The following is a 14,421-nucleotide window of genomic DNA, read 5'->3' as shown; positions in this document are numbered from 1 at the left end:
CTATTAGGATAAATTATTAATTTAGCGGCAACATCATGTTAATTTTTAAATACCCGGTATGGTAGCCAGGCGCTTGTTTCTGTTCGTAATCTCCCTGTTTATTTGCAGCCAGACTTTTGGTCAGCACTCAGACGAGAGCTCACGCATAAAACAATTAAATATTTACCAGGATAGCCTTGCCTCGCTAGGAAAAAAAATAGTGAATGATGAGAATGACTTGGAACGTAAAAACGCAAACTATCAGTTTATTAAAACATTGGTGAGCGCCTTAAAAATCAACAATTCGTTCCTTTTTCCTTTTGATTCGGTTAAAAACATCAGCATTTTGAACTCGCCCGATAACCGTTTCCGGATCATGAGCTGGCACGTAATGAACCAGGATGGCAGTTACCGCTTTTACGGCACCATTCAACTCAATAGTGGTGGGCCACTTAAAATGTTCCCATTGGAAGATTATTCTCCCCTGCTCAAAAACCCGGAGGATTCGGTGACCGACAACCGTAAATGGTATGGCGCACAGTATTATAAGATCATCCCGGTTTATGCGCAGAAGCCATATTATGTGTTGCTGGGCTGGAAGGGTAACACCGTAAAATCGACTAAGAAAGTATTGGAGATATTGTCATTCAACAATGGCGATAAGCCTACGTTCGGCATGCCTGTTTTTGATGGCAACGGTAAAAGCCGCAAGCGCGTCATATTTGAATACACCCGGCAGGTATCTATGCTGCTGCGCTATGTATCGGATCAAAATCTGATTGTATTTGATCACCTGGCTCCGCCGGATAAAAAAATGAAGGATCAACCCGAAACATTTGGCCCCGATTTAACCTACGATGGTTATAAGCTAAAGAATGGTCGTTGGGTATATGTAGAAAACCTGGATATGCGTAACATCCCCAGTAATAGCGATGCAGAATACGTGGACCCCAAAAAACAAGCCGCTAAAGACAAGAGTTTAATACATTCCAATTAAAATATTCACCCTGCAAATAATTAATACATCAAAATAATAAACTTATAATTTGTAACACCTTTGGTATAAGACACTGAATTACAAGAATTATACTATTTTTAACAAAATTTAATAATGCAAGAAAGCCCAGCCGCAAAGGCTACCACAAAATCCAGATTCCCCAGGAGCGTTCCATATATTATCGGCAACGAAGCCGCAGAACGTTTCAGCTTCTATGGCATGCGTTCCGTATTGACACTTTTTCTGGTAAACCAGTTTTTTAATCCCAATCATATCGACACCTTAAACGATGTGGCTAACGCTAAAGCCAATAAGCTACATCACCTATTTGTGATGGTGGCCTATGCTTTACCATTTGTAGGCGGCATGATAGCCGACTGGTTTACCGGCAAATATAAACTGATATTATACGTATCGATGATCTATTGTTTAGGGCATTTAATGCTGGCCATGTTCGATGGTGGTCTTGGAGGCTTTGAATTAGGCTTACTTGTGGTTGCAATTGGCGCCGGCGGTATTAAATCATGCGTATCTGCTAATGTGGGCGATCAGTTTGATGCTACCAACCAGGACCTGCTTTCAAAGGTTTACGGCTGGTTCTATTTCAGTATCAATGCCGGCTCAATGATTTCAACCGTTGCTATTCCATGGACTTATGAACACTTTGGGCCCAGATGGGCTTTTGGTATCCCCGGCTTGCTGATGGCGCTGGCTACCATCATATTTTTTTCGGGCCGTAAAAAATACGTAAAAGTTCCTCCACAAGGCGTTAATCGCAATAATCTCGTATTTATAACCTGGTATGCCTTAACGCATTCAAGTCAACGCAAACCGGGGCAATCCCTACTTGATGTTGCCAAAGGCCCGTATGATCCCGAACGCGTTGAAGGCGTGAAGGCAGTATACCGGGTTATGGCGGTATTCTTTTTTGCACTGGCATTTTGGGCTGTTTGGGACCAATGTTTGTCTGAGTGGACCTTATATGCCGATAGAATGGATCGTGTAATTAACCTCGGTTTTACCTCGTTCACAGTGCTGCCTGGTCAGTTATCAACTGTTAATACGGTATTCCTTCTTCTATTCATTCCATTTTTTAACTACATAGTATATCCATGGTTTGACAAAATTGGTCTAAAAACAACCCCGCTGAGAAGACTTGGTGTCGGCCTGATTTTAACAGCTTTATCATTCGTGGTAATCGGCATAATACACACCAATCTGGATCATGGCGGTAAACCTACCATCTGGTGGCAAGTGTTTGCGTTTATGATACTTTCAGCAGCCGAAGTGCTCGTATCTATCACTGGTCTGGAATACGCTTATACACACTCACCAAAATCAATGAAAAGTACCATGACCGGTATCTGGTTCCTGGTTGTATCGTTCGGTAATTTGATTACCGCGCTTGTTAATGGCCTGATAGAAGACGGTGGCTGGTGGACACGTAATCTTAAAGGTGCAAATTATGAATGGTTCTTTGTTATTTTTATTGGTGTATTTATCCTGGTGTTTCTTTTTGTTGCACCACGCTTAAAAGAGCGCAACTATATTACTGATCCTTATATAGATAACCAAGTTATTGCAGATAGTACTAACTTATAAAGTTCAACCATACAATAAAGCAGTTAAGTAACAATATTATTTAACTGCTTTATTTATTTTAAAACCGGGTTTAAATCAATTATTTTTGCCTTTTGTTTACCTGATATTTTTTAAGTGCCGGATAGCATTGTTATAATACCCACCTATAATGAAAAGGAAAATATTGAGCGGATGATTCGCAAAGTATTTTCGCTGCCTCATGATTTTCATTTACTCATCATTGATGATGGATCGCCTGATGGCACTAATCTCATCGTTAAAGAATTGATGAACGCTTACCCGGAACGCCTTTTCATAGAAGAGCGGGCAGGTAAACAAGGCCTGGGCACGGCCTACATACATGGCTTTAAATGGGCCATCGCGCGTCATTACGATTATATTTTTGAAATGGATGCCGATTTTTCGCATAATCCCGAAGATCTGCTCAAACTTCGCCAGGCTTGTATTGATGGTGCCGATGCTGCCATTGGTTCACGGTATAGTAATGGTGTAAACGTGGTAAACTGGCCCATGAGCCGCGTGCTGATGAGCTATTTTGCATCGGTATATGTAAGGTTTATTACCGGAATTGATGTGCGCGATTCTACAGCCGGTTTTATGTGTTATAAACGTAAAGTGCTGGAAACCGTACGCCTTGATAAGATCAAATTTGTAGGCTATGCCTTCCAGATAGAAATGAAATATACCAGTATTAAACATGGCTTTAAACTGGTTGAAGTTCCCATCATCTTTACCGATAGAACAGCGGGCACTTCCAAAATGTCGACAGGTATATTCAAAGAAGCGTTTTTTGGGGTGATCCAAATGAAGATTAACAGTATTTTCAGGAAGTACCCAGAAGGATAGATGTGAGATATTAGATGTGAGATTTGAGACAAAATGATAATTGCCGGCAGATCTCCTTTTAGATATAGATAAAAGATGTACTATTGATTTTGAGTTTTTTGTAAAAAATCTGTCCCATATCTCATATCTCACATCTCATATCTAATTAAAAATACTAATTTCGTTGGCAATGAACGAGCATCTTGACCCCGGAGCAGAAAGATTGACCAATACCGAGCGCGATATTGAGCGGGTATTGCGTCCGCAGCAATTTGAGGATTTTACCGGTCAGCATAAAATATTAGCCAATTTAAAAGTTTTTGTACAGGCAGCCCGCCAGCGTGGCGAGGCGCTTGACCACGTATTACTACATGGCCCCCCGGGATTGGGTAAAACTACCCTATCGCACATCATCGCTAACGAAATGAGTGTGGGCATCAAGATCACCTCGGGCCCTGTACTGGACAAACCCGGCGACCTTGCCGGACTGTTGACCAATCTGGAAACCGGCGACATCCTATTTATTGATGAGATACACCGTTTAAGTCCGCTGGTGGAGGAATATTTATACTCGGCCATGGAGGACTTTAAGATAGATATTATGCTGGAGAGTGGCCCAAATGCCCGTTCCGTTCAGATATCGCTTAATCCGTTTACCCTGGTGGGTGCCACTACCCGTTCAGGCTTGCTTACGGCGCCACTACGGGCCAGGTTTGGCATTAATTCGCGTCTGGAATACTATGATGCCAAACTGCTTACTACCATCGTGCTGCGCTCCGCATCTATATTAAAAACACCGATTACGGATGAAGGTGCTTATGAAATTGCCCGCCGCAGCCGCGGTACCCCTCGTATTGCCAATGCTTTGCTACGCAGAACACGCGATTTTGCCCAGATTAAAGGAACCGGCAACATTGATACCGACATAGCTCAATACGCCCTGAATGCACTCAATGTGGATGAACACGGTTTGGATGAGATGGATAATAAGATATTGGTTACCATTATTGATAAGTTTAAAGGAGGCCCGGTAGGTTTAAAAACTATTGCTACCGCGGTTGGCGAAGATGAAGGTACTATTGAGGAAGTATACGAACCCTTTTTGATACAGGAGGGCTTTTTGATGCGCACCGCCCGCGGGCGCGAGGCTACAGAAAGCGCTTATAAACATTTGGGTAAAATAAAACTAGGTGGCAATCCATCCCTATTTTAGCAAACCAACAAATCTACCATAGTAAACCATGAGAACACCAACCAAACAAAGTTTCGGGTTTTATAGCAAAATGCTTTTAGCTATTGCTGCTATTTTCACGATCTATCAGGTTAATACACGGGCACAAACTACTCAGGCTGATTCCCTTGCTAAAATCCAGGCAGATAGTTTGACTGCCCGTCGCCTGGCTACCGGTACCAAGGTAGGTATTGCCGGGTTAAACCATGATCATATACACCTGATATTGAATGAGTACCGCCACGGAAACGTGAATATTGTGGGCATAGCCGAACCCGATAAAAAGCTGTGGCAAAAATTTGGTAAAATATATAACCTGCCCGATTCCCTATTTTTTGAGGATCTGAAAACCATGTGCCTTAAACGCAAACCCACCATTGTACTGGGTTATAATGCAGTAGGAAAACATATTGATATTGTGGAGACCTGCGCGCCCCTAGGTATATCCGTAATGGTCGAAAAACCTTTAGCAGCCACGCTCGATCAGGCTAAACGTATGGAATTTTTGGCGCTTAAATACTATATTAACCTGCTAACCAATTACGAAACCACCTGGTACCCGTCGGTACAAAGCGCCTACAATACGGTAAAAACTGATAGTATTGGCGTGATCCGCAAAATGGTTTTTCATGATGGCCATCAGGGGCCACGGGAAATTGGCTGCAGTGAGGATTTTTTAAGCTGGCTTACAGACCCTGAGTTGAATGGAGCCGGAGCCTTAAATGATTTTGGCTGCTACGGTGCCGATATGATGACCTGGCTGATGCAGGGCCAACGCCCTATTGCGGTAACGGCTATTGCCCGCCATTACAAACCATCGGTATATTCTAAGGTAGAGGATGATGCTACTATCATAGTAGAATATCCTAACGCTACCGGGATGATCGAGGCATCGTGGAACTGGCCTTTCAGCATCAAGGATATGGAAATATTCGGGGCCAAGGGCTATATCCATACTTTTGATCAGGATAAGGTCCAGATACGTATTAACAATGACGTAAAAGAGTTTAAAGCGCCACCACTTTCGGTGATAGAAAGCGCCCCTGTACCCTATTTTACCGCGGCTCTTAAAAACCCGATCAAAGTACGTAATGACCGGTCATCCCTAAAATACAACATGATCGTAATGCAGATATTGGATGCTGCCAAAAGATCCATTAAAGAAGGTAAAAGGATAGTTTTATAACTTCAGGTTGAATATTTGTTAATATAATTGTAAACCTGCACATTTATAATATTAATTTCGCCGTTAATAATTCATCTATAATCATTGCTATCTTATGTTAAAAAAAGCTTTTGTGTGGTTAACTGTTTGTGCATTAGGCGCAATGTCCTGCCAATCTAAACCTACTGATAAAACAACTACCGCTGCTGATAAAAATGCGGAAACTCCTGTCGCAACACCCGGCGGTAAAATTGATAATGCCGCTATTATGGCGCGTAAACAGGTACCTGTAGTTTGCTATCACCAGATACGTGACTGGAAAGCTACCGACTCAAAAAATGCCAAAGATTACATTATACAAATAGCCGCTTTTAAGGATCATATCAAAATGCTGGCCGACAGTGGTTATCATACCATCTTGCCCGATCAATTATACGCTTATCTGACAACGGGAGCTCCTTTGCCTAAGAAGCCGATCATGTTAACCTTTGATGATACCGATCTTGATCAGTTCACCATTGCTAACCCAACACTTAAAAAATACGGCTTTAAAGCTGTTTATTTTGTGATGACCGTATCTATAGGCCGCCCGCATTATATGACCGCCGATATGGTTAAAAAACTATCAGACGAAGGTAATGTGATTGGTTCTCATACCTGGGATCATCACCGGGTTGATAAATATTCGCATAATTCTGAGTTAAAGATCATCGGCAAAAATGGTAAAATAACCACCCGCCCGGTTGATGACTGGGTTACCCAAATAGACAAACCAACCAAAAAACTGGAAGAAATTACCGGTAAAAAGATAGACTATTTCGCCTATCCGTTTGGTATCTGGAAAAAGCCTGTATTACCGGAATTCCAAAAAAGAGGTTTCAAAATCGCTTTCCAATTGGCTGATAAACGCGATCCGGATTATCCGTTGATGACCGTTAGAAGGATATTAGATAGTGGTTACTGGAGCACCAAAACATTTGGTAACAGCGTAAGGAATAGCTTTTAACCCTCCTGCCTCTTAAAGGGTTAGTTTATTGATCAAACCTTATCTACATGTTAAAATCTCTGTTTTTGCTGCTTGCTTCTGGTATTATAGCATGCCAGTCAAATTCAATACATAAAGCCGTTGCCGTCCCACAACCGGCTACAAAACCAGCAGTATCAACAAGCACATCGCCTGTTGATACTGCTGCTATCATGAAGCGGAAACAGATACCAGTTTTGTGCTATCACCAGATACGTGACTGGCGTTCCACAGATTCCAAAAGCGCCAAGGATGATATTGTACAAATAGCAGCATTTAAGGAGCATATTAAAATGCTGGCAGATCAGGGATACCACAGTATCCTGCCCGATCAGTTATATGACTACCTTACTACGGGCGCTCCGCTGCCGTCAAAACCCGTCATGTTTACTTTTGATGATACTGATCTGGATCAGTTTACCATTGCAGCTCCGGAGTTAAAAAAGTACAATTTTAAAGCTGTTTATTTCATCATGACGGTATCTATCGGTCGGCCGCATTATATGAACAAAGCACAGATCAAACAACTATCCGACGAAGGCAATATTATAGGCAGCCATACCTGGGATCATCACCCATTTACCAAACTTAGCGGTAAGGATTGGGAAATTCAATTAGATAAACCCACTAAAAAACTGGAAGAAATAACAGGCAAGCCTGTTCAATATTTTGCGTACCCTTTTGGTTTATGGAATAAAGAAGGATTGCCGGAATTACATAAAAGAGGTTTCAAGGCAGCTTTTCAGTTATCTACCAAACGTTACCCTGCCGATCCGCTCATGACCATCAGAAGAATCATCGACAGCGGGCATTGGAACGCAAAAAATTTATTAAGTAATATTCAGCGAGATTTTTAACCTACTTTCCGGTAACCCATTTTACAGCCTCATCCAGCTGTTCTAGTGGATAGCCTTTATACTGGCCCGGAATAATATATTTAAACAGGTGACTAAATTCCCGCACACCTTTTTGGTCGGTTACAATAGCCAGTTTGTGCCATCGCAGAAAGTATTTCAGGCCAATTTCGATGTTTCCGCACCAGGCCCCTGCCGTAAAGTTTTGAATATTAGTTTCTAAAACTAATAAAAAATTGATCTTCCCTGTTTTTTTTACCTGCTCCTGAAGCAACGGCAAAAGGGCTTTCTCATAATCGTTAATGGTTACCTCACCAACTGCATGCATACCTAACACATGTGTAGGCAAATAATTCATGTGTTCAAGCATCTTTAAATATTTAAAGCAATAGTTACAAATACCACACCAATAATTAAAAACATAGTATTTTTATTAAAATATTATAGCTAAAAGCTTTTTTATTAATAACAGATTACTAAACAGCCCTGATCTATGAATTTTTATTTTGTACTATCTTTGCATCAATGGTGCAAAACAGGACAACATATAGCCAATTGATCAAAAACGAGGCTCAGAAGCTTGGTTTCCTGTTTTGTGGCATCTCTAAAGCCGATTTTTTGGAAGATGAAGCTCCCCGGCTAGAGTGGTGGCTAAAAAAGAACATGCATGGCGAAATGCAATACATGGAAAATCATTTTGATAAACGGCTTGACCCCCGCTTACTGGTTGATGGCGCCAAATCGGTTATATCATTAGGTATTAATTACTATACTAATGATAAACAGAACGACCCTAACGCCCCTAAAATATCAAAATATGCCTACGGAGTTGATTATCATACCATCATAAAAGATAAATTAAGACAGCTTTTACAGATCATTAACGAAAAAATAGGCGAAGTTGGCGGTCGTGTATTTGTTGATTCGGCACCAGTTTTAGACAAGGCATGGGCAAAAAAGGCAGGTATGGGCTGGATAGGTAAAAACTCCAACCTGTTAAATAAAAAAGCAGGCTCCTTCTTTTTTCTGGCTGAATTGATTATTGATCTGGAGCTGGAGTACGACATAGCTCCCACGATGGATCATTGCGGCACCTGTACCAATTGTATTGATGCCTGCCCTACTGATGCCATTGTTGGCCCATACGTGGTTGATGGCAGTCGTTGTATCTCCTACCTTACTATTGAGCTCAAAAATGAAATCCCCGCAGAGTTCAAGGGCAAGATGGATAACTGGATGTTTGGCTGTGATGTTTGCCAGGATGTATGTCCCTGGAACCGGTTCTCGATACTGAACAACGAGCCGGCCTTTGAACCACACCCCGAACTGCTTCATCTAAAAGCGGATGACTGGCAGGAAATAACACAGGATGTTTTTCAAAAAGTATTTAAAAACTCCGCTGTAAAACGCACCAAATTCAGCGGTCTTAAACGAAATATTGAGTTTCTGAAGAAGATATGAGATACAAAAAAAGGAACAGCGAGCTATTCCTTTTTTGTATCTATGCTTTTTTAATATTCTTTATATGAGATTTTTCAAGCAGTCTCAAATCTCAGATCTAGTATCTCAAATCCAATCTACCCCTTTTTAAACTTCAAAGCTAATTGTTGCAACATATCGTTATCAACCGGCTTTGCGGGCTCTTCCTTCTTTTTAAAAGGTTTGGGCGGATATTGTGTCCGGGTATGATCGGGTTTGGTAAATTCTTTCTTGGGGTAATCTGCTTTTGGAGCATCCGTTTTGGGGCTTTGTTGTTCTGGCTTGGGCTGTGAAGCTGCTTTAGCCTGACGCTCCGCTGCTTTTTTACTATTCCAACGGGTGTATATTTCTTCCAGTTTACGTTTGGTATATAGCGGAAAATCACCCTGCATCATCCAGGAGTAGTAGCTTGGTTCTACATTAAATACATCCTCCACTCGCTTGCCTTTATGTTTACCAAAGTTAATCAGTTCTTCGCCTTGTTCGTTAAAAACCATACGACCGGCAAAATCAACCGGTTTGCTCAAATTGGTAAAGTTATGAAGCGCCTCTACATCACCCACAACAGGGATGCTGATATTTCCTTTTTTATCTTCCCATTGTACATTTTCGTAACGCTCTATTTGTGCCAATAATACCTCCATGGTGGCACGGGTATCTGCTTCGGCAGAATGAGCATTTTCAATAGTCTTATGACAGTAAAACTGATAAGCTGCTTTCAATGTACGCTGCTCCATCTGGTGAAATATATTTTGTACATCCACAAAATGACGTTCGTCCAGGTTAAATGATACTCCCGCGCGCAAAAACTCCTCCATGAGCATGGGTATATCAAACTTGTTAGAATTGTAACCGGCCAAATCGCTTTCGCCAATAAATTCTGCTACCGCCTGCCCTATCTCTTTAAACAGCAACTCATCCTTGATATGTTCATCATAGATACCATGCACCAATGATGACTCTAAAGGAATAGGCATACCCGGATTAACACGCCAGGTTTTTACCTCCTCGCTACCATCCGGATTTAGTTTTATTACAGAAATTTCAACTATCCGATCCGAACCAATATTGGTACCGGTTGTTTCGAGGTCGAAAAAAGCAAGAGGGCGTTTTAAATTTAATTTCATTTTAAAAGTATCAATAGTAGATGGTACAAAGGTCGCAAATGTCCTAAAAAGAATCAGCAGAATAAATTTTTTAATTTATTTAATATAAACGTTTTATTTTTAATTTAATACCTTCCTATTTTATCACAATATTACATGAAGAAACTTTTACTTATTTCTCTTTTATCTATTGGTTTACAACATCTTGCAACCGCACAAGACTTTAAAGAAGGTTTTGTGCAGGAGGAGGTGGATATGAAAAGATACGATAAAGATACTGCTGCCCACGCTGTATTTTTAAATGAATTTGGCAATTCGAGGATGGATGTAACCGCCGACGATCGCGTCGGGCTCATTTATAACTACCATGCTAAAATAAAAATATTCGATAATAAAGGTTTTTCCAGCGGCACTATCGAAATACCTGTACATAATAGCGACAATGTAAGCGAGGAAGTTACCGACATAAGCGGCACTACTTACTATAAGGATGATAACGGCCTGATGCAAAAAATAGATCTGGACCCCAAAAAGATATTCAAGGTAAAAGATTACAAATATCAAAGCACAGTTAAATTTGCACTGCCAGGCCTGCGCCCGGGTTGCGTTATTGAGTTCCGGTACAGGCTCACCTCCCCTTTTTGGGACAACTTTCGTAAATGGGAGTTTCAAGACGATATACCCAAGATCTATTCTCAATACGAGGTTCATATACCAGGCTTCTGGACGTTTAACGCCACATTAAGAGGGCCGTACAAACTCGCAAAAAATTCCTCCGAACTGGAGCGGGAATGCTTTACTTCTCATGGATCAAAAAGCGATTGCTCGCACCTGGTTTATGGTATGAAAGATATCCCGGCTTTTGTGGAGGAAGACTATATGACCTCCCCAAAGAACTTTTTATCGGCCATATATTTTGAACTTGTGGAATGGACTAACCCCTACACCGGTGCTAAAACCCTTGAAACCAAGGAGTGGAAAGATATAGACCGACAGCTTAAAATTGAGGAGGGGTTTGGGTCGCAATTGAAGCGAAAGGATTTGATGAAAGAACGCATGACACCAGTTATAGCAGGTAAAACCACTGAAATGGATAAAGCAAAAGCCATTTATGCTTACCTGCAAAAGTGGTATAAATGGAATGATTATATTGGCATATCGAGCTCCGATGGTATTAAACGCGCCATGGACGCCCACACCGGCAGCATTGCCGATATCAATCTTACTTTAATTACCGCGTTAAATGCGGCAGGTATTAACACCGAAGCCGTATTGCTATCAACACGTGATCACGGCAACATTAATACGCTGTATCCGGTGATCAGCGATTTCAATTATGTAGTGGCCAAAACAAACATTGATGGAAAACCCTATTATCTGGACGCAAGTGATCCTTTGTTACCATTTGGCTTGCTCCCGCTTAAATGCCTGAATGATAAAGGCCGTGTAATAAGTTTGGATAAACCCTCCTACTGGGTTGAGCTAAGTACCTTACAAAAAACCAGCGAAACCCACTCGTTTGACCTTACCTTGCTTAATAACGGAAAGATCAAAGGCACCATCACCAATTATTATAACGGCTACGATGCTTATCTGAAACGCAAAGCGATCAAAAAATTCAACTCCGTTGATGAATATGTAGAGGACCTTGACGGAAAGCTACCTAAAATAAAGATATTAAAATCAGACATCAACAACCTGGATAGTCTTAACCAACCCCTGGGAGAAATATTTGAAGTAGAAATAGATGCCTATGATAATATGAACAAGGCCCGCCTGGTATTTAATCCTTTCTTTTGGGAAAAAAGAACCACTAACCCCTTTAAATTGGCCGAACGTGACTACCCGGTTGACTGGGGCATGGCGAGCGACAACAGGCTTGTATTAACCATGCACCTGCCTGCGCAATACACTATTGAAACCCCGCCCCAGGTAGTGGCTTTTTCTTTACCTAATAACGGAGGTATGTTTGTTACCAATTTTGACAGCCACGATAACGAGTTTTCTTTTTCAAACATGACCCGGTTTACCAAAGCTATTTATACCCCAGAAGAATATCCTTATCTTAAAGAATTATATAACAAGATCGTCCTGACAGAAAAAACGGATATGGTCTTCAAGAAAAAATAATGAAATATTGTTTATTACTGTTTTTTTTATCCATCATCAGCCTCAGTACCAGTGCACAGGAAAACTATGATGTATCCCTTATCTCCAAAGATCTGCTGCCTTATGCCAGCGCTGTAGTACGCAATAAAGAAGTAAGTGTTGAAGTGAAAGACTATGACAATACGCTTTACCATATTAAAAACGCGGTTACCATTTTAAACAAAAACGGCAATAATATAGCAGATATAGTGGTTTGGCATAATAAAAGCCGTGTGATAAAAAGTATTAAAGGCGTAGTTTACAATCAATTTGGCAAGCCGGTTAATAAGTTTTCAGAAAGCGATTTTGAGGATGTGAACGCACAGGATGGTTTTTCCTTATTTCAGGACTTAAAGGTAAAACATTACAATCCTGCGGTAACTGATTATCCCTATACCATTGTTTATGAATACGAGGTAAAATCAAAACAATCGCTTAATTTCGACGACTGGGACCCTAACTCCACTACTGGGCAAGCCGTTGAAAAAAGTTCGTACATCTTTAGCTGTAAACCCGATTTTAACATCCGGTACAAAGAGATCAATATGCCTGCTAAAGTAATTATCGGCACCAATAAAGATGGCTATAAAACTTATACCTGGCAGGTTACTAATATGAAAGCTGTTAAAGATGAACCCTATAGCCCTAATGAAGATAAATACCTGAGCAGCGTTAAAATAGCACCCGAAAAATTTAGTTACGAGGGCATTACCGGATCATTCAGCAATTGGAAGGAGATGGGAAAATGGATATACGACAAGCTACTGGTTAGCCGTACGCAGATATCAGTCGCTACAGCATCCTACATGAAACAACTAACTGATAGCATCACAAATCCCAAATTAAAAGCCAAAAAGATATATGAATATATGCAGGGTAAAACTCACTATATAGGTGTACAGATAGGCATTGGGGGCTATCAGCCATTTTTAGCTGCCGATGTAGATCAGCAAAATTATGGCGATTGCAAAGCATTGGTAAACTATACGCAAGCCTTGCTCAAAGCTGTGAGTATCGACTCCTATTATTGTATTGTGGAATCCGGTAGCCGTAAACAAAGCCCGTTAAGTGATTTTGCCAGCATGAATCAGTTTCATCATGTTATTTTATGCCTGCCTTTTAAAAATGATACTACTTTTTTAGAATGCACCAGTCAGAAAATACCATTCGGGTTTTTGAGTAATTTTACAGACGACCGCACCGTATTAGCCTGTACGCCCGAAGGCGGTAAATTGCTGCACACACCCAAATATACCGCCTCTAATAACCTGCAACAGCGCAAAGCCACTTTCGTTTTAGATGCGCAGGGCAATTTATCGGGCCAAATGCAAACTATTTTTAAGGGTATTCAATATGATAACCGTGAAGGAATAATTGAAGAGGCACCTAAAGAACGTATCAAAGCCTTACAAAAAGAATACGCCATTAACAATATGAATATTGAAAAAGCAGACTTTAAACAAAATAAGACTCTGCTACCTGTAATTACCGAAACCATTAAACTCAATGCCGGAGAATACGGGTCTGTAAATGACGGAAAAATAATTTTCCTGGCCAATGCTACTAACAGAAGCCACAGCGTTCCGCGCGAAATACGTAACCGGCGCCAGGAAGTGTATATTAACCGGGGCTATACCGATGAGGATGAGATTGCTTATACGTTACCGGCAGGCTATCATGTTGATTTGCGACCAACAGATGTTTCCATTAATAAACCATTCGGCAAATTTTCGGCTACCATTATGGTAAAAGGGAATGAGCTTGTTTACAAACGTCATGTGCAACTGGTTGATGGCACTTACAGTAAGGATATTTATCAGGATCTGATTGATTTTTTTCAGGCTATTGTAGAAAGCGACGACAACAATATCACCCTGGCTAAAGGTAACTAAATATCACAATGCCAAGTATAATGCCAATGATCATGACCAGGTAAAGTAATATCTCGTTTCCAGCAAAACGCTTATATTTAGTCCAGAAGGAGTAATTCTCTTTTTGATCTGACATAATA

The 14,421-nt window shown here is 40.9% G+C and carries 13 protein-coding genes; 10 read left to right on the top strand and 3 right to left on the bottom strand.

Going from position 1 to position 14,421, the window contains the following annotated elements; genetic code table 11:
• Positions 1-58: 58 nt before the first annotated feature.
• The 7 genes from G7092_RS25430 to G7092_RS25400 all read left to right on the top strand — a co-directional run bounded on the left by G7092_RS25430 (position 59) and on the right by G7092_RS25400 (position 7,680).
• Complete coding sequence (locus tag G7092_RS25430; protein ID WP_235953935.1) at positions 59-976, top strand: hypothetical protein; 918 nt, start codon at positions 59-61, stop codon at positions 974-976.
• A gap of 114 nt (positions 977-1,090) precedes the next feature.
• Positions 1,091-2,578 carry a POT-type proton-dependent oligopeptide transporter gene (locus G7092_RS25425; RefSeq protein WP_166094009.1) on the top strand — a complete coding sequence of 496 codons (1,488 nt, stop codon included), beginning with the start codon at positions 1,091-1,093 and terminating at the stop codon, positions 2,576-2,578.
• A 114-nt stretch (positions 2,579-2,692) separates the two neighbouring features.
• The gene (locus G7092_RS25420; RefSeq protein WP_166094007.1) at positions 2,693-3,424 is read left to right on the top strand and encodes a polyprenol monophosphomannose synthase; all 732 of its coding nucleotides are present in this window, start codon (positions 2,693-2,695) and stop codon (positions 3,422-3,424) included.
• Positions 3,425-3,593: 169 nt separating this feature from the next.
• Positions 3,594-4,616: a Holliday junction branch migration DNA helicase RuvB gene (ruvB, locus tag G7092_RS25415; protein ID WP_166094004.1), complete on the top strand. Its 1,023-nt coding sequence runs from the start codon at positions 3,594-3,596 to the stop codon at positions 4,614-4,616.
• Between the two features lie 28 nt (positions 4,617-4,644).
• Positions 4,645-5,820, top strand: a complete 1,176-nt coding sequence (locus G7092_RS25410; protein WP_166094002.1) for a Gfo/Idh/MocA family protein — start codon at positions 4,645-4,647, stop codon at positions 5,818-5,820.
• Positions 5,821-5,914: 94 nt separating this feature from the next.
• On the top strand, positions 5,915-6,805 hold the full coding sequence (locus G7092_RS25405) for a polysaccharide deacetylase family protein (RefSeq protein ID WP_166093999.1): 891 nt from the start codon (positions 5,915-5,917) through the stop codon (positions 6,803-6,805).
• Between the two features lie 47 nt (positions 6,806-6,852).
• Positions 6,853-7,680 (top strand): polysaccharide deacetylase family protein, encoded by an 828-nt coding sequence (locus tag G7092_RS25400; protein ID WP_166093997.1) that lies wholly within the window; start codon positions 6,853-6,855, stop codon positions 7,678-7,680.
• Position 7,681: 1 nt separating this feature from the next.
• Here G7092_RS25400 and G7092_RS25395 read toward each other — a convergent pair whose 3' ends face one another.
• On the bottom strand, positions 7,682-8,047 hold the full coding sequence (locus tag G7092_RS25395; RefSeq protein WP_166093995.1) for a SpoIIAA family protein: 366 nt from the start codon (positions 8,045-8,047) through the stop codon (positions 7,682-7,684).
• Between the two features lie 155 nt (positions 8,048-8,202).
• Here G7092_RS25395 and queG point away from each other — a divergent pair, with 155 nt between their 5' ends.
• Positions 8,203-9,138 (top strand): tRNA epoxyqueuosine(34) reductase QueG, encoded by a 936-nt coding sequence (gene queG / locus G7092_RS25390; RefSeq protein WP_166093994.1) that lies wholly within the window; start codon positions 8,203-8,205, stop codon positions 9,136-9,138.
• A 116-nt stretch (positions 9,139-9,254) separates the two neighbouring features.
• On the opposite strand, the gene G7092_RS25385 is transcribed toward queG, so the two are convergent.
• Positions 9,255-10,283: a 3'-5' exonuclease gene (locus tag G7092_RS25385; RefSeq protein WP_166093991.1), complete on the bottom strand. Its 1,029-nt coding sequence runs from the start codon at positions 10,281-10,283 to the stop codon at positions 9,255-9,257.
• A 135-nt stretch (positions 10,284-10,418) separates the two neighbouring features.
• Between G7092_RS25385 and G7092_RS25380 the strand changes: the two genes are divergently transcribed.
• Both G7092_RS25380 and G7092_RS25375 read left to right on the top strand, forming a co-directional pair.
• On the top strand, positions 10,419-12,392 hold the full coding sequence (locus G7092_RS25380) for a DUF3858 domain-containing protein (protein WP_166093989.1): 1,974 nt from the start codon (positions 10,419-10,421) through the stop codon (positions 12,390-12,392).
• Positions 12,392-14,302 carry a DUF3857 domain-containing protein gene (locus G7092_RS25375; RefSeq protein WP_166093987.1) on the top strand — a complete coding sequence of 637 codons (1,911 nt, stop codon included), beginning with the start codon at positions 12,392-12,394 and terminating at the stop codon, positions 14,300-14,302. Before G7092_RS25380 ends, G7092_RS25375 begins: the two co-directional genes overlap by 1 nt.
• Here G7092_RS25375 and G7092_RS30855 read toward each other — a convergent pair.
• Positions 14,289-14,417, bottom strand: coding sequence for a hypothetical protein (locus tag G7092_RS30855; RefSeq protein ID WP_256367780.1), 129 nt, complete (start codon positions 14,415-14,417; stop codon positions 14,289-14,291). The two genes, G7092_RS25375 and G7092_RS30855, sit on opposite strands and share 14 nt — an antisense overlap.
• Positions 14,418-14,421 lie beyond the last annotated feature (4 nt).

Source organism: Mucilaginibacter inviolabilis (assembly GCF_011089895.1).
GTDB classification, from domain to species: domain Bacteria; phylum Bacteroidota; class Bacteroidia; order Sphingobacteriales; family Sphingobacteriaceae; genus Mucilaginibacter; species Mucilaginibacter inviolabilis.
Note: the sequence above shows the minus strand (reverse complement) of the source record. Positions and strands in the feature narration are given on the sequence as shown.